Origin of the sequence: Nocardioides albidus (assembly GCF_006335005.1) — a bacterium.
GTDB classification, from domain to species: domain Bacteria; phylum Actinomycetota; class Actinomycetes; order Propionibacteriales; family Nocardioidaceae; genus Nocardioides; species Nocardioides albidus.
The window spans coordinates 157,964-181,944 of sequence record NZ_VDMP01000020.1 but is presented as its reverse complement, the minus strand read 5'-3'; the positions used below and the strand labels follow the sequence as shown (position 1 = coordinate 181,944).

The 23,981-nt window shown below is 71.9% G+C and carries 25 protein-coding genes; 16 read left to right on the top strand and 9 right to left on the bottom strand.

Features of this window, described 5'->3' with window-relative positions:
* A partial coding sequence (gltX, locus tag FHP29_RS07555; RefSeq protein WP_240044376.1) for a glutamate--tRNA ligase occupies positions 1-1,269 on the bottom strand: 1,269 nt, incomplete at its 3' end.
* Positions 1,266-2,078 (bottom strand): fumarylacetoacetate hydrolase family protein, encoded by an 813-nt coding sequence (locus tag FHP29_RS07550; protein WP_139622243.1) that lies wholly within the window; start codon positions 2,076-2,078, stop codon positions 1,266-1,268. The genes gltX and FHP29_RS07550, both read right to left, overlap by 4 nt.
* A gap of 53 nt (positions 2,079-2,131) precedes the next feature.
* On the opposite strand from FHP29_RS07550, the gene FHP29_RS07545 reads away from it, so the two are divergent.
* The 4 genes from FHP29_RS07545 (at position 2,132) to FHP29_RS07530 (ending at position 6,704) form a co-directional block, all read left to right on the top strand.
* Positions 2,132-3,001 carry a 3-methyladenine DNA glycosylase gene (locus FHP29_RS07545; protein ID WP_240044375.1) on the top strand — a complete coding sequence of 290 codons (870 nt, stop codon included), beginning with the start codon at positions 2,132-2,134 and terminating at the stop codon, positions 2,999-3,001.
* 172 nt (positions 3,002-3,173) lie between these two features.
* Positions 3,174-3,575 carry a YybH family protein gene (locus FHP29_RS07540; RefSeq protein ID WP_139622241.1) on the top strand — a complete coding sequence of 134 codons (402 nt, stop codon included), beginning with the start codon at positions 3,174-3,176 and terminating at the stop codon, positions 3,573-3,575.
* A gap of 7 nt (positions 3,576-3,582) precedes the next feature.
* The gene (locus tag FHP29_RS07535; protein ID WP_139622240.1) at positions 3,583-5,133 is read left to right on the top strand and encodes a purine-cytosine permease family protein; all 1,551 of its coding nucleotides are present in this window, start codon (positions 3,583-3,585) and stop codon (positions 5,131-5,133) included.
* A gap of 50 nt (positions 5,134-5,183) precedes the next feature.
* A complete protein-coding gene (locus FHP29_RS07530; RefSeq protein WP_139622239.1) occupies positions 5,184-6,704 on the top strand; it encodes a flavin-containing monooxygenase in 1,521 nt (506 codons plus the stop codon).
* On the opposite strand, the gene FHP29_RS07525 is transcribed toward FHP29_RS07530, so the two are convergent.
* Positions 6,665-7,990: an MFS transporter gene (locus FHP29_RS07525; protein WP_139622238.1), complete on the bottom strand. Its 1,326-nt coding sequence runs from the start codon at positions 7,988-7,990 to the stop codon at positions 6,665-6,667. The two genes, FHP29_RS07530 and FHP29_RS07525, sit on opposite strands and share 40 nt — an antisense overlap.
* A 140-nt stretch (positions 7,991-8,130) precedes the next feature.
* Here FHP29_RS07525 and FHP29_RS07520 point away from each other — a divergent pair, with 140 nt between their 5' ends.
* Complete coding sequence (locus FHP29_RS07520) at positions 8,131-9,027, top strand: helix-turn-helix transcriptional regulator (RefSeq protein ID WP_139622237.1); 897 nt, start codon at positions 8,131-8,133, stop codon at positions 9,025-9,027.
* A 3-nt stretch (positions 9,028-9,030) separates the two neighbouring features.
* Here FHP29_RS07520 and zwf read toward each other — a convergent pair whose 3' ends face one another.
* Positions 9,031-10,479, bottom strand: a complete 1,449-nt coding sequence (zwf, locus tag FHP29_RS07515; RefSeq protein WP_139622236.1) for a glucose-6-phosphate dehydrogenase — start codon at positions 10,477-10,479, stop codon at positions 9,031-9,033.
* 164 nt (positions 10,480-10,643) lie between these two features.
* Between zwf and FHP29_RS21630 the strand changes: the two genes are divergently transcribed.
* Genes FHP29_RS21630 through FHP29_RS07500 form a run of 3 tightly spaced genes read left to right on the top strand, consistent with a single transcriptional unit; the run spans position 10,644 to position 12,709 of the window.
* Positions 10,644-11,375 carry a hypothetical protein gene (locus FHP29_RS21630; RefSeq protein WP_158296508.1) on the top strand — a complete coding sequence of 244 codons (732 nt, stop codon included), beginning with the start codon at positions 10,644-10,646 and terminating at the stop codon, positions 11,373-11,375.
* Positions 11,376-11,397: 22 nt separating this feature from the next.
* Positions 11,398-11,916, top strand: a complete 519-nt coding sequence (locus FHP29_RS07505; RefSeq protein WP_240044374.1) for an RNA polymerase sigma factor — start codon at positions 11,398-11,400, stop codon at positions 11,914-11,916.
* Complete coding sequence (locus tag FHP29_RS07500; RefSeq protein WP_139622235.1) at positions 11,909-12,709, top strand: hypothetical protein; 801 nt, start codon at positions 11,909-11,911, stop codon at positions 12,707-12,709. The genes FHP29_RS07505 and FHP29_RS07500 overlap by 8 nt, the downstream gene beginning before the upstream one ends.
* Here FHP29_RS07500 and FHP29_RS07495 read toward each other — a convergent pair.
* Positions 12,693-13,193 carry a TetR family transcriptional regulator gene (locus FHP29_RS07495; RefSeq protein ID WP_139622234.1) on the bottom strand — a complete coding sequence of 167 codons (501 nt, stop codon included), beginning with the start codon at positions 13,191-13,193 and terminating at the stop codon, positions 12,693-12,695. The two genes, FHP29_RS07500 and FHP29_RS07495, sit on opposite strands and share 17 nt — an antisense overlap.
* A gap of 114 nt (positions 13,194-13,307) precedes the next feature.
* Here FHP29_RS07495 and FHP29_RS07490 point away from each other — a divergent pair, with 114 nt between their 5' ends.
* The 7 genes from FHP29_RS07490 to bioD all read left to right on the top strand — a co-directional run bounded on the left by FHP29_RS07490 (position 13,308) and on the right by bioD (position 19,616).
* Positions 13,308-13,898, top strand: a complete 591-nt coding sequence (locus FHP29_RS07490) for a biotin transporter BioY (RefSeq protein ID WP_139622233.1) — start codon at positions 13,308-13,310, stop codon at positions 13,896-13,898.
* Positions 13,895-14,596, top strand: a complete 702-nt coding sequence (locus tag FHP29_RS07485) for an energy-coupling factor ABC transporter ATP-binding protein (RefSeq protein ID WP_139622232.1) — start codon at positions 13,895-13,897, stop codon at positions 14,594-14,596. The genes FHP29_RS07490 and FHP29_RS07485 overlap by 4 nt, the downstream gene beginning before the upstream one ends.
* On the top strand, positions 14,593-15,204 hold the full coding sequence (locus FHP29_RS07480) for a CbiQ family ECF transporter T component (RefSeq protein WP_139622231.1): 612 nt from the start codon (positions 14,593-14,595) through the stop codon (positions 15,202-15,204). Before FHP29_RS07485 ends, FHP29_RS07480 begins: the two co-directional genes overlap by 4 nt.
* 119 nt (positions 15,205-15,323) lie before the next feature.
* Positions 15,324-16,484, top strand: coding sequence for a biotin synthase BioB (bioB, locus tag FHP29_RS07475; protein ID WP_139622230.1), 1,161 nt, complete (start codon positions 15,324-15,326; stop codon positions 16,482-16,484).
* An 8-nt stretch (positions 16,485-16,492) separates the two neighbouring features.
* Positions 16,493-17,776 carry an adenosylmethionine--8-amino-7-oxononanoate transaminase gene (gene bioA, locus FHP29_RS07470; RefSeq protein WP_139622229.1) on the top strand — a complete coding sequence of 428 codons (1,284 nt, stop codon included), beginning with the start codon at positions 16,493-16,495 and terminating at the stop codon, positions 17,774-17,776.
* Positions 17,773-18,900 (top strand): 8-amino-7-oxononanoate synthase, encoded by a 1,128-nt coding sequence (locus FHP29_RS07465; RefSeq protein ID WP_139622228.1) that lies wholly within the window; start codon positions 17,773-17,775, stop codon positions 18,898-18,900. Before bioA ends, FHP29_RS07465 begins: the two co-directional genes overlap by 4 nt.
* Positions 18,897-19,616: a dethiobiotin synthase gene (bioD, locus tag FHP29_RS07460; protein WP_139622227.1), complete on the top strand. Its 720-nt coding sequence runs from the start codon at positions 18,897-18,899 to the stop codon at positions 19,614-19,616. The genes FHP29_RS07465 and bioD overlap by 4 nt, the downstream gene beginning before the upstream one ends.
* A 185-nt stretch (positions 19,617-19,801) precedes the next feature.
* Here the strand turns inward: bioD and FHP29_RS07455 are convergent, their stop codons facing one another.
* From FHP29_RS07455 to FHP29_RS07445, 3 genes are all read right to left on the bottom strand, one after another.
* Positions 19,802-21,226 (bottom strand): amidase, encoded by a 1,425-nt coding sequence (locus tag FHP29_RS07455; protein ID WP_139622226.1) that lies wholly within the window; start codon positions 21,224-21,226, stop codon positions 19,802-19,804.
* 17 nt (positions 21,227-21,243) lie between these two features.
* A complete protein-coding gene (locus FHP29_RS07450; RefSeq protein ID WP_139622225.1) occupies positions 21,244-22,077 on the bottom strand; it encodes a hypothetical protein in 834 nt (277 codons plus the stop codon).
* Positions 22,078-22,268: 191 nt separating this feature from the next.
* Positions 22,269-22,826, bottom strand: coding sequence for an NAD(P)H-dependent oxidoreductase (locus tag FHP29_RS07445; RefSeq protein WP_139622224.1), 558 nt, complete (start codon positions 22,824-22,826; stop codon positions 22,269-22,271).
* A gap of 86 nt (positions 22,827-22,912) precedes the next feature.
* On the opposite strand from FHP29_RS07445, the gene FHP29_RS07440 reads away from it, so the two are divergent.
* On the top strand, positions 22,913-23,509 hold the full coding sequence (locus FHP29_RS07440; RefSeq protein ID WP_139622223.1) for a TetR/AcrR family transcriptional regulator: 597 nt from the start codon (positions 22,913-22,915) through the stop codon (positions 23,507-23,509).
* A 184-nt stretch (positions 23,510-23,693) separates the two neighbouring features.
* Here FHP29_RS07440 and FHP29_RS22585 read toward each other — a convergent pair.
* The coding region (locus FHP29_RS22585) for an alpha-isopropylmalate synthase regulatory domain-containing protein (protein ID WP_275669430.1) at positions 23,694-23,981 on the bottom strand (288 nt) is incomplete at its 5' end.

Below are 23,981 nucleotides of genomic sequence, written 5' to 3'. Positions count from 1 at the left end.
GAGGGCGTCGTACGACGCCTGCAGGACGGGGATGCCGGCCTCGCCGATCTGCTTGGCCGCGTCCTCGGCGTCGACCTCGAAGGCGTCCTCGTCCACGAACAGGAAGCCGAGCATCGAGCTGGCCTCGGTCAGCTTGTTGATCCGCTCGGCCACCAGCGGCATCGCCAGCTCGAGCAGCTGCGCGTCGGCATCGCTCACCGGGTCGCTCACGACGCCGTCACGCTTGAGGAACGGCAGCGCCCGGTGGGTGATCTCGTCGATCGAGAGCAGTCGCAGGTGGGCGGTGTTGATCGCGTCGCACTTCTTGATGTCGAAGCGCGCCGGGTTGGCGACGACGTCGGCGATGTCGAACGCCTCCACCATCTCCTCCAGGCTGAAGATGTCGCGGTCCGCGGCGATCGCCCAGCCGAGCAGGGCGAGATAGTTGAGCAGGCCCTCGGGCAGGTAGCCCTGGTCACGGTAGGCCAGCGCATGCGCCTCGGGGTCGCGCTTGGAGAGCTTCTTGTTGCCCTCGCCCATCACGTAGGGAAGGTGCCCGAACTCCGGCGTCGCCTTGGCGATGCCGATCTCCTTGAGCGCCTCGTAGAGGGCGATCTGTCGCGGCGTGGAGGACAGCAGGTCCTCGCCGCGGAGCACGTGGGTGATCTCCATGAGGGCGTCGTCGACCGGGTTGACCAGCGTGTAGAGCGGGTCGCCGTTGGCACGGCACAGCGCGAAGTCGGGGACGAACTCGGTCTCGAAGCTCACCTCGCCACGCACCAGGTCGTTCCAGGTGATCGAGCCGTCGGGCATGCGGAAGCGGACGACCGGCTTGCGGCCCTCGGCCTCGAAGGCCGCCACCTGCTCGGCCGAGAGGTCGCGGCAGAAGCCGTCGTAGCCCTGCACCTTGGAGCCGGCGGCCTTGCGGCGCGCGGCCGCCTCGTCGTTGGTGCAGTAGCAGTCGTAGGTGCGGCTGCTCTCCTTGAGCCGGGCCAGCGCGTCGGCGTACAGGTCACCGCGCTCGCTCTGCTTGTAGGGCGCGTGCGGGCCGCCGACCTCGGGGCCCTCGTCCCAGTCGAGGCCGAGCCAGCGCATCAGGTCGATGATCGAGGACAGGGACTCGTCGGTGCTGCGCTCCTTGTCGGTGTCCTCGATGCGGAAGACGAAGGTGCCGCCGTGGTGGCGCGCGAAGGCCCAGTTGAACAGTGCCGTGCGGACCAGTCCCACGTGCGGGCTGCCGGTCGGGGACGGCGCCATCCGGACGCGGACCGGCGTGCTGATGTTGCTCATGCGCGTGCTTCCACCTTGTTCGTGAGGGTTCCGAGGCCGTCGATCGAGATCTCGACCTCGTCGCCGACCTGCAGGGGACCGACACCCTCGGGGGTGCCGGTGAGGATGACGTCTCCGGGCAGCAGCGTCATCACGCTGGAGACGTGGGCGATCAGGGCGGGCACGTCGAAGACCATGTCGGCCGTCGTACCGTCCTGGACGACATCGCCGTTGAGGAAGGTCTGCACCCGCCGGCCCTCGCTGAAGTCGTGGGGATCGAGGTCGGTCTCGATCCACGGCCCGAGCGGGCAGAAGGTGTCGAAGCCCTTGGCCCGCGTGAACTGGCCGTCGGCGCGTTGCAGGTCGCGCGCGGTCACGTCGTTGGCGAGGGTGTAGCCGTGGATCACGTCGGTGGCCTTCTCGGCCGGGACGTCGCGGCAGATGCGCCCGATGACGACGGCGAGCTCGCCCTCGTAGTGCACCTCCTGGGACTGGCGCGGGTAGAGGATCGCGTCGCCCGGCCCGATCACGCTGGTGTTGGGCTTGAGGAACATCAGCGGCTCGGAGGGGACGTCGTTGCCGAGCTCGGCCGCGTGCGCGGCGTAGTTGCGGCCGATGCCGACCACCTTGCTGCGGGGCAGGACCGGCGCCAGCAGGCGGATGTCCTCGAGCCGGTGCTCCCGGTCGAGCAGCTTGATCCCGACATAGAGCGGGTCGCCGGCGAGGGCGACGACGATCGCGTCCTCGGCCGGCTGGCCGTAGTCGTCGAGCTCGCCCGTGAGGACGCCGTACGACGGGTCCTCGCCTGCCGTGAATCTGACGATGCGCACCCGGCGAGCCTATCGACCTACGCTTGCTCGTCGTGAATGCGCAGGTGGCAGTCGTGAGCGCGCAGGACTGGCGTCAGCGCGCCGACGACCATGCCGCGCGCATCGACCGCTACGTCGCCCCGCACCTCGCCCGACGCCGGGCCGCCGTGAAGCACCCGGTCTTCGACTTCCTGTTCACCTACTACTCCTACCGAGCCGCCCAGCTGCGCCGCTGGCACCCGGGCTTCGGAGTCGTCGTGTCCCCGGGCTCGGAGCTCGACGGTCTCAAGGGCTACACGATCGCTGACGACGGCGGAGCGACCGTCGCTGCGTCGTACCTCGCCTCGCAACGACCCCTGATCTCCTCGACCCACGATCTGCTCACCGCGACCGCCGGCCGTGCCCCCCACTTCGGCTGCTTCGGCCTGCACGAGTGGGCCATGGTCTACCGCCTCGCCGAGGACGAGACCCGGCACGCCGCCTGGCCGCTGCGCCTCGGCCCCACCGGCACCGACGAGGTCGTCGAGGGCCATCGGATCGCCTGCTCCCACTTCGACGCCTACCGCTTCTTCACTCCCCCGGCGCGTCCGCTGAACACGCTCAGCCCCGGCCGCGACGACCGTCCCGCGTTCGAGCAGCCCGGCTGCCTGCACGCCGGCATGGACCTCTACAAGCACGCCTTCCGGCTCTCGCCCCTGATCTGCTCCGACCTGGTGGCGGACTGCTTCGAGCTCGCCTGGGACATCCGCACGCTCGACATGCGCGCGGCGCCGTACGACCTCGCCGACCTGGGCTTCGAGCCGGTGCGGATCGAGACGGCCGAGGGCAAGGCGGAGTACGTCGAGGCGCAGCGCGGGTTCAGCGAGCGGGGTGCCCCGCTGCGGGCGCGGTTGATCGAGGAGTGCGAGCGGCTGCTCACCGTGTCGGCGGCAGTCCCAGCGTGAGCCCCAGGCGTCGTACGACTCCTTGACGACCTCGTGGTGCTGCCAGGTCGGCGCACCCGTAGGTCGTGGCGAGGAACAATCTCGGGAAAGTCCGGGAGCCGGGCGTTGTCATACGCCTGCGCTGGGCCGTAGCGTCGGCCGACCGATCGTTGCGCCGGCCCAGGAGGAGACCTTGCCCGACACTCTGACCGAGGCCGCGGTGCTCGATGCCGCAGACCGCCTCGTGGCCGCCTTCGCTGCGACCGACACCACGGCCTACTTCGCCTGCTTCCGGCCGGACGCGACGTTCTGCTTCCACGCGGAGCCCGCTCGCCTCGACGACCGGGCTGCCTACCAGGCGCTGTGGGCCGACTGGCTCGCCGTCGGCTGGAAGGTCATCGACTGCGCCAGCAGTGACCGCAACGTGCAACTCCTCGGGGAGAGCGCCATCTTCACCCACACCGTCCGCACCACCCTTCGGCCCGCCACCGGCGCTGCGGAGGAGACGTACACCGAGCGCGAGACGATCGTGTTCACCGACGGTCCCGACGGCCTCCTCGCCGTCCACGAGCACCTCTCCACCACTCCCGAGTGAGGCGACCATGACCACCGAGACGAACGAGCCGCACCCCACTGCCGCCCCCGCGCCACCCCCGCCGGTGACGGCGATCGAAGTCAACGGCATCGCGCCGATCCCCGATCACGAACGCTCCGCCTCTCCTCTGGACCTCTTCCGCCTGATCTTCGGCGGCGCCAACACGTTCGCGACGGTGGTTCTCGGCACCTTCCCGATCGTCTTCGGCCTGTCGTTCTGGCAGGGCTTCGCGTCGATCCTGATCGGCCTGACGCTGGGCGCCACGCTGCTGGCGCCGATGGCGCTGTTCGGCCCGCGCAACGGCACCAACAACGCGGTCTCCTCCTCGGCCCACCTGGGCGTGCACGGCCGGATCGTCGGGTCCTTCCTGTCCCTGCTGACCGCGCTGGCGTTCTTCTCGATCTCGGTGTGGTCCTCCGGCGACATGCTCATCGGTGCGGCGCACCGGGCCATCAAGATCCCCGAGAACGACGTCAGCCTCGGCTTCGGCTACGGCCTGTTCGCGGTCCTGGTGCTGGTCGTGTGCATCTACGGATTCCGCTTCATGCTGCTGGTCAACAAGATCGCCGTCGTCGCGACGACCCTGCTGTTCGTGCTCGGCATCGTCGCCTTCGCCGGCGACTTCGACGCCGGGTACGCCGGGGCGTTCGGCCCGGACGCGGACGCGGCGACGCAGGGCCTGTTCTGGCCCGCGTTCGTCGGCGCCGTGCTCATCGTGATGTCCAACCCCGTCTCGTTCGGCGCGTTCCTCGGCGACTGGTCGCGCTACATCCCTCGGGGCACGTCCTCGAGCAAGCTGATGGGCGCCGCGTTCGCGGCGCAGCTCGCCACCCTGATCCCGTTCCTGTTCGGCCTGACCACCGCGACCATCGTCGCGACGGCCCAGCCGGACCTCTTCGCAGCCGGCAACTACGCCGGAGGCCTGCTCGCCATCTCTCCCGGGTGGTTCATGCTGCCCGTGTGCGCGATCGCGGTCATCGGTGGCCTGTCGACCGGGACGACGTCGCTCTACGGCACCGGCCTCGACTTCTCCAGCGTCTTTCCTCGCTTCAACCGGGTGCAGGCCACGACGTTCATCGGCGTCTTCGCGATCGCGTTCATCTTCGTCGGCCGCTTCGCGGTGGACGTGGTGACCAGCATCAGCACCTTCGCGGTCCTGATCGTGGTGTGCACCGCGCCTTGGATGGTCGTCATGATGCTCGGCTGGTACACCCGCCGCGGGTGGTACGACTCCGACTCGCTGCAGGTCTTCAACCGACGGCAGCACGGCGGCCGCTACTGGTTCGCGCACGGATGGAACTGGCGCGCCATGGGCTCGTGGCTGGTCTCGGCGGGCGTCGGCCTGACCTTCGTCAACCTGCCCGGCCAGTTCGTCGGCTGGTTCGGCGACCACGCCGACGGCATCGACCTGAGCATCCCGGTCAGCCTGGGCCTCGCCGCTGTGCTCTACCTGGCGGCGCTGCGGATCTTCCCCGAGCCCGCCGACGCGTTCGGCCCCGAGGGTCCACGCCTCATCCCCGCAGGTCCGGCCGCGAACCACCCGATCGTCGGGGACTGACCCGACGCCCATTGGTCCGGTCAGAAGGCCGCGATCGAGAGGACCGCGCGATGAGCAACCCCGCCGACGGCCACTGTCACGACGCCGTCATCGTCGGCGCGGGCTTCGGAGGCATGGGGGCCGCGATCGAGCTCCACCGCCAGGGGTACGACGATCTGGTGATCCTCGAGCGCGAGGACGACCTCGGCGGCACCTGGCACGTCAACCGCTACCCCGGCCTGGCGGTCGACATCCCGAGCTCGACGTACTCCTACTCCTTCGAGCCGAACCCGCACTGGTCGCGGCTGTTCGCGCCCGGCGCCGAGCTGAAGAGGTACGCCGAGCACGTCGCCGACAAGTACGACCTGCGCCGCCACATGCGCTTCGGCGCCGTCGTGGAGGAAGCCCGGTGGGACGAGGAGAACTCGGCGTGGGAGGTCAGGATCGAGGGCGGCGAGGTCGTCCGCGGCCGCTTCCTCCTGACGGCGACCGGCTTCCTCTCCCAGCCCAGGCTGCCGGACATCGCCGGCATCGAGGACTTCCGGGGCACGGTCATCCACACGACCCGGTGGGACGACGACGTCGAGCTCGCGGGCAGGCGCGTCGGCATCATCGGCACCGGCGCGACCGCCGTCCAGCTGATCCCCGAGCTGGCGAAGGTGGCCGACCACCTCACCGTCTACCAGCGCACGCCGATCTACGTGAGCCCCAAGCTGGACGGACCGGTGCCGGCCATCGTGCGCCGAGCGTTCGCGAAGGTGCCGCTGACGCAGCGGGCCGCGCGCCTGGTCCGAACCTCGATCCTCGAGGTGATGATGGTCGCCGGCGTCCTGCACTTCCGCGACCTGCCATGGGCGAACGCGGTCGGCAAGCGGGTGTGCGAGGCCCACCTCCGGCGACAGGTCGAGGACCCGCAGCTGCGGGCGAGGCTCACGCCCGACTACGACTTCGGCTGCAAGCGGCCGACGTTCTCCAACGACTACTACCCGACGTTCGCCAAGCCGCACGTCGACCTCGAGACGACGGGCATCGACCACGTCGACGCGCAGGGCATCGTCACCGCCGACGGCAACCGGGTCGACCTCGACGTCCTCGTCCTCGCGACCGGCTTCAACCTGTGGGAGGCGAACTTCCCGGCGATCCGGATCGTCGGCCGCGAGGGCCGCGACCTCGGGAAGTGGTGGCGGGACAACCGGTTCTGCGCCTACGAGGGCATCACGATCCCGAGGTTCCCGAACCTCTTCTCGCTCAACAGCCCCTACTCGTACTCCGGTCTGTCCTACTTCACGACGATCGAGACCCAGATGGCCCACCTGGGGCGGGTCCTGGCCGCGATGCGGGAGCGCAGCGCCGACGTCGTGGAGGTCACCGAGGAGGCCAACGACCGGTTCCTGGACCGGATGACCGGCCTCCTCGACAACTCCGTGTTCAACGCCGGCAGCTGCGCCACCGCCCGGAGCTACTACTTCAACCAGCACGGGGAGGCGGTGCTGCTGCGCCCGACCTCGACGTTGAGCGCCGCACGCGAGGCCACCCGCTTCCCGCTCGACGACTACACGTTCACCGCCGCGAGGGTCTCCGCCTCGGCCTGAGCGGCCCGGCTCATCGCCCGGTGCCGGGTCTCCGGCATGAGCAGCACGCACACCACGCTGCCGAGTGCGAAGGCGGCGAGCATCCAGCCGATCGCCGACGTGTTCCCGGCCTCCGCGAAGTCGGAGGCGAGATACGGCGCGGTGCCGCCGCCGATCACGCCGGCGAGGTTGTAGGCCATGCCGGCGCCGGTGTAGCGGTATTCGGTGCGGAACATCTCAGGCAGCATCGCGCCCGCCGGACCGTAGGAGATCGCGAAGATCGCGAGCGTGCCGAACAGGCCGATCGCGAACGCCGCGGTCGTGCCGTGGTCGAGGATCGGGAACAGCGCGAAGCCCCACGGGACCGCGACGATGCACGAGCCGAGAACGACCTTCTTGCGGCCGATCCGGTCGCTGAAGACAGCCGACAGCAGCGTGATCGAGCCGAACACGAACGCGGCGGCGACGCCGATGGTGAGCACGGTCGCGCGGGACAGCCCGAGCGTGGTGGCGCCGTACGACGTCAGGAAGGCCGTGCCGACGTAGAAGAACGCGAACAGCATGGCGAGCGAGCCACCGCCGAGGACGATCTCCTTCCACTGGTGGCGCAGCGCCGAGGCGAGCGGGCCCTGCGTGGAGGCGCGGGTGCGGGCGTTCTCCTGGAACATCGGGGTCTCCTCGACCTTCAGCCGGACGTAGAGGCCGACCACCACGAGCAGCGCGCTCGCGATGAACGGGACGCGCCAGCCCCAGTCCAGGAAGGCCGGGCTGGTGTCGCCGACGACGCGGTTGACGAGGAGGAAGGTGCCGCTGGACAGGGCGAAGGCGAGGGCGGGGCCCATCTGCGGGAAGGCGCCGTACAGGCCGCGCTTGTGGGCCGGGGCGTACTCCGCCGCGAGCAGGGTCGCGCCCGCCCACTCGCCGCCGACGGCCAGGCCCTGCAGGAAGCGCAGCGTCACCAACAGGATCGGCGCGGCGACGCCGATCGTCGCGGCGCCGGGGAGCAGGCCGATCGCGACGGTCGCCGCGCCCATGAGCAGCAGCGTGCTGATCAGCGTCCTCTTGCGGCCGAGCCGGTCGCCGAAGTGCCCGAAGCCGATCGCGCCCAGCGGCCGCGCGATGAACGCCACCGCGAAGGTGGCGAAGGAGGCCACGCTCGCGGCGGAGTCCCCCAGCGCCGGGAAGAACACCGTCGGGAACACCAGCGCGGCCGCGGTCCCGTAGATGAAGAAGTCGTAGAACTCGATGGTCGTGCCGGCGCAGCTCGCGAAGGCGACGCGCCGCATCGGGGTCGGTCGTTCGGACATGGAATCCACTCCTCGGGGTTCGGTCGATCGCCGGAGTGTGAGCCGGGCCACATCCCCACCGAACCCCTCGAAGGAGGGACTACCTCCCAAGGAGGGTGCGCTCGTTGCCGCCTGTGACCGCAGTCACCTACCGTGGATCCATGTCCCCCGAGCTCGTCCAGGAGGCGCCGACCGACGGCGGCCGACTGCTGCGCACGCTCGCCGCCTTCCGGGCGACCGGCCACAGCGACATGGCGTTCGGCGGGCCTGTCGTCGACAGCGGGACCGCCCTCCACATCACCTCCCTGCACAGCGCACAGACCCGCGCCCTGCAGGGCCTGCGGGTCCGCTCGGGCTTCGGCCTGGGAGGCAAGGCGCTCCTGATGGGGCGGCCGGTGTCGGTGACCAACTACTACGACGCCCGCGGCATCACCCACCAGTACGACGGCCCGGTGCGCGCCGAGCAGCTCGAGACCGTGACGGCGCTGCCGATCGTGGTGGACCGGGTGCCGCGGATGGTCGTCTATCTCGGGCACCGGGCACAGGTCGTGCTCGGCGACGTCTGGTACGACGCGTTCGCGCCGCTGGTGCGGCGCCTCGAGCGGGAGATCGCCGTCGACGACGAGGTGCGCCGCCGCGTCGCCGGCCTGCGCGGGCTGACCCGCGACCCCGCGCCGACACCCCAGCCCGCGGTGCAGCTGACCCGGGCCGACCTGCGCGACATCTCCGACGAGCTGGCCGACCTGGCCTCCCTCGTGCAGGACGACGCGCTGCGCGCCCGTCTCGAGGAGGTCCGCAGCCGGGTCGAGCAGGGCCGCTCCCCCGCCGCCGGGCCGGGCTCGCGTCGTACGCCCGCCGCGCCGACGGGCCTGGCCGCCCGCGAGATCGACGTGCTGGCCCAGGTGGCTCTGGGCCAGAGCAACCGCGAGGTCGCGGCCTCGCTCGGCCTGGTCGAGAGCACCGTCAAGTCCTACCTGAAGAACGCCATGCGCAAGCTGCACGCGAGCAACCGCGTGCACGCCGTCCGGCTCGCGCGCGAGGCCGGGCTCATCGACTAGTGGCTAGCCGCCGAGCGCGTTGGGGTCGCGCCACTGCCGCTCGAACGGCAGCCGCCAGGAGTACGGCGCGACGAGCTGGTGGATCTGGTTGGGCCCCCAGCTGCCCTGCCGGTACGGCCGGACCACGGGCGGGTTGTCGAGCAGCGGCGCCGAGATCTCCCACAGCCGCTCGATGCCGTCGGCGGAGGTGAACAGGGGCTGGTCGCCGCGGGCGGCGTCGTAGATCAGCCGCTCGTAGGCCTCGAGCACCGAGCCTGCCCAGGTCGTGTCGGTCATGGCGAACTGCATGGAGAGCTTGTCGAGCCTCATCCCCGGCCCGGGACGCTTGCCGTAGAACGACAGCGACATCTTCGCCTTGTCGGCCAGGTCGAAGGTGAGATGGTCGGGGCCGTGGTCACCCACGCCGGAGTTCTTCGGGAACATCGAGCGCGGCGGCTCCTTGAACGCGATGGAGATGATCCGCGCGCCCTCGGCCATCCGCTTGCCCGTGCGCAGGTAGAACGGAACGCCGGCCCAGCGCCAGTTGTCGATGAAGCACTTGAGGGCGATGAAGGTCTCGGTCTCGGACTCGGGGGCGACGCCGTCGATGTCGCGGTAGCCCTGGTACTGCCCCCGCACCACGTTGGCCGGGTCGATCGGCATCATCGAGCGGAAGACCTTGTTCTTCTCCTCGCGGATGGCGTCGGGGTGCAGCGAGGTCGGCGGCTCCATCGCGGTGAAGGCGAGGACCTGGAACAGGTGGGTGACGACCATGTCCTTGTAGGCGCCGGTCGACTCGTAGAAGTCGGCGCGCTGCTCGAGCCCCAGCTCCTCGGGCACGTCGATCTGCACGTGGTCGATGTTGTTGCGGTGCCAGATCGGCTCGAAGAGGCCGTTGGCGAAGCGGAAGGCGAGGATGTTCTGGGCCGCCTCCTTCCCGAGGAAATGGTCGATCCGGTAGATCTGCGACTCGTCGAAGGTCTCGTGCAGCTCGGCGTTCAGCGTCTTCGCGGACGCGAGATCGACGCCGAACGGCTTCTCCATGATGATCCGGCTGCCAGCGGCCAGGCCGGCGTCGTCGAGCGTCTTGACGACCGACAGCGCCGCCTTCGGCGGCACGCTGAGGTAGTGGAGGCGCACACGGTCGCCCGACCACTCGGACTCGGCCTTCTCGACCGCGGAGCGCAGGCCCGCCGGCCCCTCCGCACCGGGCGCCCAGTGCAGCAGCTTCGAGAACTCCGGCCACGCCGCCATGTCCCCGTCGTCCCCGGAGAACTCGAGGACCGCCTCGTGCACGAACTGCACGAACGACTCGGTCGTGTAGTCGTCGAGCGACGTTCCGACGATCTGCAGCTGCGGGAGCAGGCCGGTCTCGAACAGGTGCAGCAGACCGGGCAGCAGCTTGCGGCGAGCGAGGTCGCCCGTCGCGCCGAACAGCACGACCGTCACGGGCGTCTGCTTCTTGGGTCCCATGTCGTCCACTCTGCCTCCCCGATGTTTCCAGGACCTTAACGCGTGCCGTACCCGCCTCGTCCCGGGTAAAGACTCGGCGGGGTCGGGAACCTGCGGGCCGCGCTGGACCTCGTGGCAGTGTCAGGGGCGACTCGGCGCCCTCCGCCATCGACGAGGAGACCGCCATGTCACCACGAACGATCGCGACCCGCGCGGCGGCTGTCGCGGCACTGCTGCCGTTGATCGCGGCCTGCTCCGACGACGACGTGCCTGCCACGGCACCGGACAGCTCGTCGGCGGCGGCGACCCCGACCGAGGAAGCCGTCCTCCCCGACGGTGTGCTGGCCTTGCCGGAGCGTGCGGCGGGCGAGACCTCCGTCGACCTCGACCCCGGTCGCTACCACATCGCCCTCGACGACACCCTCTCGTTCGACGTCGACCTCCCCGCCGGCACCACCGCCCACGACGACGGCCTCTTCCTCGCCACCCCGAGCTTCGTCCTCAAGACGGAGCTCGCCGGCGACCAGTACGGCGTCCCCCGCGACCCCTGCACCGACCAGGTCATCGAACCCACAGGGACCACCGTCGAGGACCTCGTCGCGGCGCTCTCCGACCTGCCTGCCTACGAGGTGTCGCCGCCCCGGGCGACCCAGCTCGGCGGCGCCGACGGCGCCTACCTCGAGGTCCGGCTCGCGCGCACCTACGACGACGCGAGCTGCACCGGCGGAGCCGTCCAACTGCCCAGCAATCCCGAGACGGCCGTGAGCGGGCCGGCTCCCTACCTCGGCCGGTGGTGGGTCCTCGACGTGGACGGCCGACGGGTCGTCGTCCAGCAGAACTGCTGGGGCTGCACCCGCGACGAGTTCGACACCGACACCCACACCACCCAGAGCATCACCTTCACACCGGGCTCCTGATGCGGGACGGTGGACGAGCGACATGACGGAGGTGCTGATGGACACCGGCCGTGGGGCACCGGGGATCGACAGACTGTACGCCGCGTCGTACCGCCGCCTGGTCGTCCAGATGTACGCGATCTGCGGGGACCTCGCCGACGCGGAGGACGCCGTGCAGGAGGCCTTCATCACCGCGCTCCGCAAGCAGTGGACGTTCCGCTCGGTCGACAACCCCGAGGCGTGGCTGCGGACCGTGGCCCTGCGCCGGCTGCACCGCGGCTGGCGCCATCTCGCCGTCGTACGTCGCCACCAGGGCCTGGATCGCGGGCCCGAGCCGGCGGCCGGGGTGGGTCCCGAGCACGTCGCGCTGGTCGACGCGCTCGCGCACCTCGACCCGGCTCAGCGGGAGGTGGTGGTGCTCCACCACCTCGCGGACCTGTCGGTGGCGGAGATCGCCGACCAGCTCGGCGTGCCGCAGGGCACGGTGAAGTCGCGACTGGGCAGGGGACGCCAACGCCTCGGCGAGCTGCTGGCGGAGAGGGAGGAGCCGAGCCATGGCTGACTGGGAGCAGCTCAGGGAGATGACGCAGCACGTCGTGCCGCCGGACTTCGAGGCGTTGGCACGAACGGCACGTCGGCGACAGCGCCGCACGGCGGTCGCCGCCGGCGCGCTCGCGTGCCTGGTCCTCGCCGGCGGGGGCGTCGTGTTGTCCATCGCTGCCGACGACGAGATCCGGCCCGCGCAGGCTCCCCCACCCTCCCCCAGCGATGCGCCGGTGAGCGCCCTGCCGCACCCCGACCCCGGCGAGAGCGCCGTCGACGTCGACGCCGGGCGTTACCGCGTCGCGATCAGCGACTCCCTCGCCTTCGAGGTCGACCTCCCCCAAGGCTCGACCGCCCACGACGACGGGCTGTTCCTCGCCACGAGGAGCTTCGTGCTCAAGACCGAGGTCGCGGGACGGAGGTACGGCGTGCCCCGCGACCCGTGCACCGACCAGGTGATCGAACCGGCGGGGCCGACCGTCGACGACCTCGTCCGTGCGCTGGTCAGCCTGCCGGTCTACGAGGTGTCACGACCCCGTCCCGTCGAGCTCGGCGGCGCGGAGGGCTTCTATCTCGAGGCCCGCATCCCGAGCACCTACAACGCCGCACCGTGCGAGCGCGGGGCCGTCCAGCTTCCCAGCAGGCCCAGCACCGCCGTCAGCGGGCCGGCGCCCTACCTCGGCCGCTGGTGGGTCCTCGACGTCGCCGACCACCGCGTCGTCGTCCAGCAGAACTGCTGGGGATGCACGACCGACGAGTTCGACAGCGCCCCGGCGACACCGGAGTCCATCACCTTCACCTCGGCGCCCTGAGCCGCTCGCGCAGGCCGTCGAGCAGCAGGCCCGAGCCGAGGGCGAAGTCCGCGTCGGCGTCGTCCTCGTGGGAGAGGACGAAGCGCAGGAGCGTGCGCGCGCCGACCCGGGCGAGGTCGTCGTCGGCGCCGGCGCGTTCGAGGGCCGAGCGCAGGGGACGCTCGAGCGCCTCGGCGTCGGCGCGATGGACCCGGGCGATGAGGACGGCGCCGTCGCGGTGCCGGCGCATGGCGTCGCGCAGGCCGAGGGCGAGCAGTTGCAGCTCGGCGTCCCAGGCCATGATCTCCGCGGGCCGGCGACCGCGGCGCAGGATCTCGTCGGCGATGGCCGCGAGCAGCTCGTCCTTGTTGGTGAAGTGGTGGTAGAGCGCGCCGGGTTGGACGCCGAGGTCGCCGGCGAGGCGGCGCATGGACAGCGCGTCGAGCCCGTGGGCGTCGAGCACCTCGATCGCCCGGGCGACCACGTCGTCCCTCCGGTAGCGCACGCCGCCCTCCTCCTGCTTTCACTCCTGCTTTGACCTCGGTGCCGCGACCAGCCTAACCTGAACACCGTTCAAGTGCGCTTGTCGGCGCGCTCCCCCGGACCGAGAGTGATCCCGATGAACCGCCGTACCCCCACCACCGACGTCGCCCTGATCGCCGGCTTCGCCGCACTCATCGCGGTGTGCGCCATCCTGCCGGACATCAAGACCGGCATCGGTGTGCCGTACTCGCTGCAGACCTTCGGCGTGCTCCTCACCGGCGCGGCGCTCGGCCCGGTGCGCGGCTTCCTGTCGGTGACGCTCTACCTCGTCGCCGGCCTGGTGCTCCCGATCTACTCCGGCGGCGCGTCCGGCATCTCGCACTACACCGGCGTCACCGCCGGCTATCTCGTCGCGTTCCCGATCGCGGCCGCCCTGTGCGGGTTCCTGGTCTACCGCAACCGCCGCGGCGCGACGCAGTTCGCGTTCGTGTTCACCTGCGGACTGCTGAGCAGCTTCCTCGTCGTGCACACCCTCGGCCCGCTCAACCTCGCCTGGCGCGCCGACCTCGGCCTGAAGGAGGCGTTCAGCATCGACGCCGCCTACTTCCCCGGCGACATCGCCAAGAACGTCGTGATGGCGCTCGTCGCCACCGCCGTGCACCGGGCCTTCCCCGACCTCGCCGGCCGCAGGCACTCCACCGAGGTCGAGGAGACCTCCGCGGCGTGAGCCGGATCGAGCTCGACCGGGTCGTCGTCCGCGCCGCGACGCCGGGCGGCCCGAGCCCCGAGGTCACGATCCTGCGGGAGACCTCGCTCGAGCTGACCGAGCAGCGGATCGCGCTGATCGGACCCAACGGCTCGGGCAAGTCCACGCTGGCCCGGCTCGTCAACGGCCTGGTCGAGCCCACCTCCGGCCGGGTCACCGTCGACGGCCTCGACGTGGCGAAGAAGGGTCGTGAGGTACGACGCCGGGTCGGCTTCGTGTTCACCGATCCCAGCGCACAGCTCGTGATGCCCACCGTGGTCGAGGACGTCGCCCTCTCGCTGCGGCACCAGGTGCGCGGGCGCGAGGAGCGGACTGCGGCCGCCAAGGCGGTGCTGGCGTCGTACGGCCTCGACGAGCTGGCCGACCGCAGCGTGCACACCCTCTCCGGCGGCCAGCGCCAGCTGCTCGCGCTCGCGGGCGTGCTCGCCACCGAGCCCGCGATCCTCGTCGCCGACGAGCCGACGACGCTGCTGGACCTGCGCAACGCCCGGATGATCGGGGACCTGCTGCTCGGCCTCCCCCAGCAGCTGGTGCTGGCCACCCACGACCTCGACCTGGCACTGCGCTGCGACCGGGCGCTGCTCGTCGAGGACGGCGCCGTGGTCGCCGACGGCGCGCCGGGCGAGGTCGTCGACCACTACCGCGCGAGCGCGGGATGAGCTCCGGCCCGCTCGGCGACTACCGGCCGGGCACGTCGGTGTTCCACCGACTGCCGGTCGGCGCCAAGCTGCTCGGGCTGCTGGTGCTGAGCGTGGTCGCCGTGGCCTTCCGCGGCGTGGGCACGACAGCGGGTCTGCTGGCGCTGGCGGTCGCGTGCTGCGCCGTGGCCGGCGTCCCGCTCGGGCGGGCGGCCCGGGCGCTGCGCGGGGTGCTCGTCGCGATGACCCTGCTGGCGGCGTACCAGACCTGGCAGCGCGGCGCCGAGCACGCGTTCGTGGTCGTCGGCGCCCTGGTCGCGCTCCTGCTCCTGGCCACCGTGTTCACCACGACCACGTCCGTCGAGCGGATGGTCGACGCGATCACCCGCTGGCTGACGCCGTTGCGCCGCTTCGGCGTCAACCCGGAGCTGGTCGCGCTGGCGTTCTCGCTGATGATCCGCGGCATCCCGCTCACGCTGGCGATCGCCGGTGAGACCCGCGACGCCGCGCGGGCCCGCGGGCTCGAGCGCGACCCGCGCGCCTACCTCACGCCGCTGGTCATCCGGGTCGTCGCGCACGCGCGCGCCACCGGGGACGCCCTGCACGCTCGGGGCCTGGGCGACGACTGATCCCTCGGGTGATCCTCAGGTGATCCCTCGGGCGATCCCTCGACGCCCGGCGGGATCCCGGCTATCCTGAGCGACCTGAACACTGTTCAGTTCGGACCTAGGACCGCACGAGGAGCACCATGACCACCACGAACTTCGACGAGCTGGCCACCCGGATCCTCGGGGGCGGCGCCGCCACGGAGGCCGACGCGCTCGCCGTGCTCCAGGCTCCGGACAGCGAGCTGATGGGCGTGGTCGCCGCCGCCGGTCGGCTGCGCCGCGCGTACTTCGGCAACACCGTCAAGGTGAACTACCTGGTCAACCTCAAGTCCGGCCTGTGCCCCGAGAACTGCAACTACTGCTCCCAGGCCCTGGGCTCGCAGGCGCCGATCCTGAAGTACTCCTGGCTCTCCAAGGAGGAGACGCTCAAGCAGGCGGGCGCCGGACTGCGCGGCGGCGCGACCCGGGTCTGCATGGTGTCGTCGGGCCGCGGACCGTCCGAGCGCGACATCGACAAGGTCGTCGAGATGACCGAGGCGCTCAAGGACGAGTACGACGGCGTCGAGGTCTGCGCGTGTCTCGGACTGCTCAAGGACGGGCAGGCCGCGCGGCTCAAGGCGGCCGGTGTCGACGCCTACAACCACAACATCAACACCGCCGAGTCCCACCACGACAACATCGTCCAGACCCACACCTACGACGACCGGATCGACACGATCGGCAAGGCCAAGGACGCCGGCCTCTCGCCGTGCTCGGGGCTGATCGCCGGTCTCGGCGAGACCGACGAGCAGCTGGTCGAGGCGCTCTTCGCCCTCAAGGCGCTCGACACCGACTCGATCCCGGTCAACTTCCTGATGCCCTTCGACGGCACGCCGTACCAGAACACCTGGGAGCTCTCCCCCCTCCGCTGCGTGAAGATCCTGACGATGGCGCGCTTCGTGTGCCCCGACAAGGAGATCCGGATCGCGGGCGGGCGCGAGATGCACCTGCGCACCCTGCAGGCCACCGCGCTGCAGGTGGCCAACTCGATCTTCCTCGGCGACTACCTCACCTCCGAGGGGCAGGACGCCAAGGCCGACCTGGAGATGCTGCGCGACAACGGGTTCACCATCCTCGGCCTCGACGCGGACGCCTTCGACGAGCTGATCGCCTCGCACGACCGGCCCGCGGCGGCGCACGGCTGCGGCGACTCGTGCGGCGACTCGTGCGGCGGATGCGCGTCCGGCGACACGGCGGGCGGCACCTGCGGTCCGCAGATCCGGACCCGGGGCGCGGGCACCGCGGTCCCGGCGAACGCCTGAGCCGAGCCATGACCACCGTCGTCGCCGCCGACCCGCTCGCGTTCGACCGCGAGCACCTGTGGCACCCCTACACCTCGATGACCGAGCCGACGCCGGTGCGGCTGGTCAGCGGGGCGCGGGGCTGCCGTCTCGAGGTCGACGGCGCGTGGGTCGTCGACGGGATGGCGTCGTGGTGGTCGGCCATCCACGGCTACCGGCACCCGGTGCTCGACGCAGCGGTCACCGAGCAGGCGGGCCGGTTCAGTCACGTGATGTTCGGGGGCCTCACCCACGAGCCTGCGATCGGGCTGGGGCGGCGGCTGGTCGAGATCACACCCGAGCCGTTGGAGCGGGTCTTCCTCGCCGACTCGGGATCGGTGAGCGTCGAGGTCGCGATGAAGATGGTGCTGCAGTACCAGCGCGGGATCGGGCGTCCCGACCGCACGCGGATGTTGACCGTCCGCGGCGGCTACCACGGCGACACCTTCGACTGCATGAGCGTCACCGACCCGGTCGGCGGCATGCACGCGATGTGGGCAGGGCTGCTGCCGCAGCAGGTCTTCGCGCCGCAACCACCCCGAGCCGGCTCCGGCTCCGCTGAGGTCGCGGCGTGGGCGACGACCCTGCGGCACATCGCGGACCAGTACCACCACGAGCTCGCCGGCATCATCGTCGAGCCGCTGCTCCAGGGCGCCGGCGGGATGTGGCCGTACCCGCCCGCATGCCTCCGGGTGCTGCGCGAGGTCGCCGACGAGCACGGCCTGCTGCTGGTCTTCGACGAGATCGCGACCGGCTTCGGCCGCACCGGCCACCTCTTCGTCAGCGAGCTGGTGACCCCCGACATCCTGTGTCTGGGCAAGGCGCTGACCGGCGGCTACCTCACCCTGGCCGCCGTCCTGACAACGGACGCCGTCGCCCGCGGGATCTCCGGCAGCGAGGCCGGCGTCGTCATGCACGGCCCGACGTTCATGGGCAACCCGCTGGCCTGCGCCGTGGCGAGCGCGTCGATCGACCTGCTGCTGGGCGGCGACTGGCAGGGCGACGTACGGCGCATCGGCGACCGGCTCGCGACCGGCCTGGCTCCTCTGCGTGAGCTGCCCGGGGTGACCGACGTGCGGACCATCGGCGCCGTGGGGGTGGTCCAGCTCGACCACTCGGTCGACGTGGTCGCCGCGACCGAGGCGGCGCTCGCGGCGGGCGTGTGGCTGAGGCCGTTCCGCGATCTCGTCTACGCGATGCCGCCGTACGTCATCGAGGACGACGAGCTGGACCGGCTCGTCGGCGGGATCCGGGCGGCGGTGGAGGCGGGATGAGCGTCTGGGAGCGGTGGCTGGCCGACGAGGCGGCGAAGCGTGAGGACGCGGGCCTGACCCGTCGGCTGCGCGCCCGGGCCGCCGACGACCCGGCCATCGACCTCGCCGGCAACGACTACCTCGGCCTGGCCCGCGATCCGGAGGTGCGCCGTGCGGCGGCGGACGCCGCGCTGCGGTGGGGATCCAGCGCCAGCGCGTCGCGGCTGGTCACCGGAACGTTCGAGCTGCACGCCGAGCTGGAGACCGAGCTCGCTGCCTACCTCCAGCAGCCTGCGGCACTGGTCCTCTCCACCGGCTACCACGCGAACCTGGCCGTCGTCACCGCCCTCGCGGACCGCACGACCCGGGTGCTCTCGGACGCGCACGTCCACGCCTCCCTGGTCGACGGCGTCCGGCTCTCGCGGGCCCGGCTGAGCGTCGTACCGCACAGCGACGTGGACGCCGTCCGCGCCGGGCTGGCGGCCGCCGCCGAGGCCGGCGAGCGGGCGATGGTGCTCGTCGAGTCGGTCTACTCCGTGCTCGGCGACGCCGCGCCGCTGGCGGACCTGGTCGTGCTCTGCGAGGAGTACGACGCCCTCCTGGTCGTCGACGAGGCGCACGGCGTGGGCGTGCACGGGCCGGGCCTCGTGGCGACGCTCGGGCTCGCCGGGCGTCCGAACGTGATCGTCACGGCGACCCTGTCGAAGGCACTGGGCGCCCAGGGCGGGGCCGTGCTCGGCCCCCCCGCCCTGCGCGAGCACCTCGTCAACCGCGCGCGGCCCTTCATCTTCGACACCGGGCTGGCCCCGGCGCCGACCGCGGGCGCGCTCGCCGCGCTGCGAGCGGTCCGCGCGCGACCCGAGCTGGGCGAGGTGGTCCGGCGCCGTGTCGTCGCCCTCGCCGACACGCTCGGCGTGGTCGCCCCCGCCGGCGCGGTGCTGTCGGTGCCGATGTCCTCCCCACAGGCGGCGGTCGCTGCCCAGGCCGCCGCGCTCGAGGCTGGCCTGCGCGTCGGCTGCTTCCGCCCGCCGTCCGTGCCCGACGGCATCTCACGGCTGCGGATCACCGTCACCGCCGGCGTCCAGGAGGACGACTGGGAGCGTGCGGTCCGGGTGCTCGTCGACCTCGTGAAGGAGCACCAGTGACGCGTGTGGTCGTCGTGACCGGGACCGACACCGGCGTCGGCAAGACCATCGCCACCGCCGCCCTCGCCGCGCGCGCGGCGGCGTCCGGCGAGCGGGTGCTCGTGGTCAAGCCGGTGCAGACCGGGATCGGTGGCAGCGACCCGGATGTCCCCGACGTGGAAACGGTCGCGCGCCTGGCCGGCGTGGACACGGTGCAGTTCGTCGCGCTGGACGAGCCGCTCGCCCCGGACACCGCCGCCCGCCGCCAGGGGGTCGCGATCCCGACCGTGCGCGAGCACGTCGCCCGGATCCGGGAGCAGCTGACGCCTGAGGCGGGATACGACCTCGTCATCGTCGAGGGAGCCGGCGGCCTCCTGGTCCGCCTCGACGCCGAGGGCGGCACCCTCCTCGACATCGCCCGCGACCTCACCTTCGCGCTGATGCGGGCCGACGGGTCGCCCGTCGAGGTCGTCGTGGTCTGCCGGGCTGGCCTCGGCACCCTCAACCACACCGAGCTGACGACCACGGCGCTGCGCGCGGTCCAGGTCGAGCCCGCGGGCCTGGTCATCGGCGCCTGGCCCGCCGACCCCGGCGTCGCGGAGACCTGCAACCGCACGGACCTGACCCGCCTCACCGGCGTACCCGTCCTCGCCGTCCTCCCCGACCGCGCCGGCTCCCTGTCCCCCGCAGACTTCAGCTCCGCCGTCCCCACCTGGTTCGACGAGGTGCCAGGCTAGGACCCGCGAGGTGCCAGGCCGGTACCGCCGAGGTGCCAGGCCGGTACCGCCGAGGTGCCAGGCTGGGACCCGCGAGGTGCCAGGCCGGTACTGCCGGGCCTTTTCTGGCACCTGGACAGTCCTGCACTGGCACTTCGGGGGTCCTCGATCGACACCTCGGGGGTACGAGCGTGGCACCTCGGCGGTCACCAGAGGGGCGGGTGGCGGTCCCTCCACGGCGCCGCGGCCTCGACCTGCGCAGCCAGTGAGAGGAGCAGCTCCTCCTCGGCCGGACGCGCGGCGAGCATGATCCCGACGGGGAGGCCCTCGGGGGTGTGGTGGAGCGGCAGCGAGATCGCCGGCATGCCGGTGACGTTCCACGCCGAGGTCCACGGCGTGAACCGCTTCTGCGCCTCGAAGTCGGCCGCCGGGTCGGCGTCGTCGCGCAGCGCACCGACCAGCAGCGGCGGGGTGGCGAGGGTGGGTGTGAGCACGATGTCGTACGGCGCCAGCGCGACCAGCGCGTCGGAGGCGTAGCGGCGCATCGCCCCGATCGCCAGCCCGAACTCCGGCCCGGTCACCGCCTCGCCGCGCTCGCCCAGCCACCGGGTCAGCGGGCGGATGCGGTCGCGCTTCTCGGAGGCAAGGGGCACGGTCGAGAGCGCGGTGAGCACCGCCCAGCAGGTCTCGAACACGGCGACCGACTCGGGCGGCAGCGGGACCGGGACGTCCTCGACCGCGTGGCCCAGGGAGGCGAGCAGGCGGGTGGCGTCGTCGTACGCCCGCTGGACGTCCGGGTGCACCTCCGCCTCGGCGATGACGGGGGTGTCGAAGCAGGCGATCCGCAGCCGGCCAGGCTCCCGGTCGGTGGCCGCCAGGAAGGTCCCGGAGGGCTCGGGCGCCCACGCGGGGTCGCCCGCGCGGCGCCCGGCGAGGACGTCGAGCAGTGCGGCCGCATCGGCGACCGTGCGGGCGATCGGTCCGGAGACGGCCAGTCCGATCGGGTCGCCGTACACCGGGAACCCGCTGACCCGACCGCGGGTCGGCTTGAGGCCCACCAGCCCGCAGCACGAGGCGGGGATGCGGATCGAGCCGCCTCCGTCCGAGCCCTGCGCGAGCGGCACCAGGCCGGCCGCGACGGCGGAGGCCGCACCTCCGGAGGACCCGCCGGCCATCCGCGTCGTGTCCCACGGCGTCACCGCGGGCGGGCGCCCCTCGGGCTCGGTGTAGCAGGGCGAGCCGAACTCGGGGGTGCTCGTCTTGCCGAGGCTCACCATGCCCGCGTCCTCGACCGCCAGCGTGACGGCGTCGGAGACCTCGGGCACGTAGCCGGTGAACGCCGCCGAGCCGAACGCCGTCGGCACTCCACGGGTGAGGTTGAGGTCCTTGATGGCGGTCGGTACGCCGGCCAGCGGGGACGCGCCGTCGCCCACCGGCCCGACGGCGGCGACCTCGCGGGCCCGGCGCCGCGCGCCGTCGGGGTCACGGAAGGCGAACGCGCCGTCGACGTACTCCTGCGGGAGACGCGCGGCGCGCTCGAGGTAGTGCTCGGTGAGCTCGACGGGGCTGATCTCGCCGGCACGGATCAGCGCCCCCTGCTCGAGGGCGGTCAGGTCGTGGAGTTCGGCCACGACCCGACCCTAGACCTCTACCCCTGCTGGAAGGCGAGCACCTGCGAGGCGGGGCCGCCGAGGTAGGCCTCCTGCTCGAGGACCGCGCTGTTGCTGCCCGCCGGCGACGGCAGGCCCTGACGGGCGTTGACGACACCGTTGAGCAGTCCACCGACGCCGCAGCCGGTGGCGGCCGGGACGGCGAAGGACCGGTCGACGACCACACCACCGGTGGCGCGGATCAGGCTCCCGGACTCGCCCACGGGGACGAACTCGAAGGACCCGGCCCGGTCGGTGGTCAGGTGCAGCACGATCGGGTCGGCGTTCGACCCGATGGAGCACCGGTTGCCGAGCAGAGCGTTCTTGAGCCGGATCTTGATCGGCAGGGCGACCACCTCGCCGCCGTAGATCGAGGCCAGGATGTCGACCTCGGGCAGCTCGGTGGTGGCGAGCTCGACGGTCGCCGTGACATCGGTGAGGCCGGGCAGGATCCGCTCGAGGCCCGGCACGCCGAGCAGGCCCCCGGGCACCTGCATCGGGCCGGAGGTGAACACCTTGCCCTCGACGCCGAAGGTCTTGTCCTTCCCGTCGATGCTCGCCATGCCCAGCGAGAGGACCGAGTCGGCCGTCACCGGCACCGTGCCCTTGCCGATCACGAAGGTGCCGCCGGTGACGACGGCGGTCACGCACGAGGTGGAGGCGTCGTCGGCCACGGCGAGCATCTGCGCGGCGGGGCAGTTGCGGAACACCTCGAACGGGTGCGGCTCCTCGGCCGCCTGGGCGGACGGCACGAGGGTGGCGGCCGGGACCAGGAGGGCGGCGGCGAGGGCGGTCAGCCGGGCGCGGGCACGGCGGGACGGGAACGGCGTCATGGAGCTTCTCCTGGGAGCAGGGGGGGATGAGATGACAGCGGGCCCGAGCTCCGCCGGAACCATCCAGCCAAATGGTCACCAGAAGATCAACTCTTGTTGTCACACCGTGTTACTGATAACGAACGCACACCAAAACCAGCGCTGCCGCACACCCGGAGGTGTGCGGCAGCGGCGATGGGGGCCGTGCAGGCTCAGGCGGCGGAGGCCTCCGGAGCGAAGTCCACCAGCGTGCCGAGCGCGGCGAGCAGCTTGGCGCGGACGTCGGGGTCCGTCGTGGGGTCGACGTCAACCGCCGGCTGCGAGACCGTGACGTCCTCGACCACGATCGCGCCGGCGATGCCGGCCGAGCGGGCGGTGTCGCCGTGGGCCCACTTGCCGCCGTACGGCGTCGGGGTCGCGCCGATCACGCCGAACGGCTTGCCGACGACCGCGCCCGCGCCGTACGGCCGCGAGATCCAGTCGATCGCGTTGTTGAGGACGGCAGGCATGGTGCCGTTGTACTCGGGGGTGACCGCGAGCACACGGTCGGCGGCGGCGACGCGCTCGCGCAGCGCGACCGCGGCGGCCGGGGCGCTCTCGCCGTCGAGGTCCTCGTTGTAGAACGGAACCTCGCCGAGGCCGTCGATGATGTCGAGCGTGACGCCGGCCGGCGCCTCGTCGCGCAGCAGCTCGGCGAGCTTGCGGTTGAGGGAGTCGGCGCGCAGGGAGCCGACGAGGACAGCGACGCGGGTGGTGTTGGTGTCAGTCATGAAGGTCGAAACGGACCGTGGTCCGCTTTCATTCCCGAGGTCGGCGGGAGTTTCGTCGTCCACTCTCGACCTAGAGTGGGCTCGCCATGTCCAAGGATCTCCCGCTGCTCGCGACCGCGCCCGTCGTACGACGCGACGCCGCGCGCAACCGGGAGGCGCTCCTGCAGGCGGCGGCCGAGCTGATCGAGGCCTGCGGGGTCGACGACCTCACCACCGAGGCGGTCGCCGCGCGGGCGGGCGTGGGCAAGGGCACGGTGTTCCGGCGCTTCGGCAGCCGCGAGGGGCTGATGGCCGCACTGCTCAACCACCGCGAGGAGGAGTGGCAGGCCAGCGTGATCAGCGGTCCCCCGCCGCTCGGTCCGGGCGCGCCGCCGATGGAGAGGCTGCTGGCCTTCGGGACGTCCCGGCTCCGGCACCACCGCGAGCAGGCCGCCCTGATCGAGGCGGCGGGGAGCACGTGGGGCGAGAACTACGCCGTGCTCGGGTTCGTGTCGCTGCACGTGCGGACGCTGTTGTCCCAGCTCGGCGTGCGGGGCGACCTCGCCTATCTCGCCACGGCCCTGGTCGCGCCCCTCGGCGTGCCGGTGCTGCGCCAGCAGATCGAGCACGGTGGGATGAGCGAGGAGCAGGTCGTCGCCGGCTGGACCGACCTGGCCCGGCGGGTCGTCCGCGGGGCCGACTGAGGACTCCTGCTCCCCCGGGACGTCATCACCTCCCCCGTCTGCGCTGCGCGGCTCCGCGGACGTCATACGAACCGTGGCCTCCGACCCCCGCAACGTATGACGTCCCCGCGCAGCGGGGAGCCGCACCGCAACCCAGTCCCAGCGCCCAGCGCCCAGCGCCCAGCGCAGCCCAGCGACCTGCCGGTCAGGCCAGGTGGTGCCGCAGCAGGCCGTAGGTGAGGCTGTCGGCGAGCGCCTCCCACGACGCCTCGATCACGTTCGCGCCGACGCCGACGGTGACCCACGAGGACGCACCGTCGGTGGTCTCGATGAGCACCCGGGTGATGGCGTCGGTGCCGTGGCCCTGGTCGAGGATGCGGACCTTGAAGTCGATCAGCTCGAACTTCGCGATCTCGGGATAGGCCTGCTCGATGGCCGAGCGCAGCGCCTGGTCGAGGGCGTTGACCGGGCCGTTGCCCTCCCCCGTCACCAC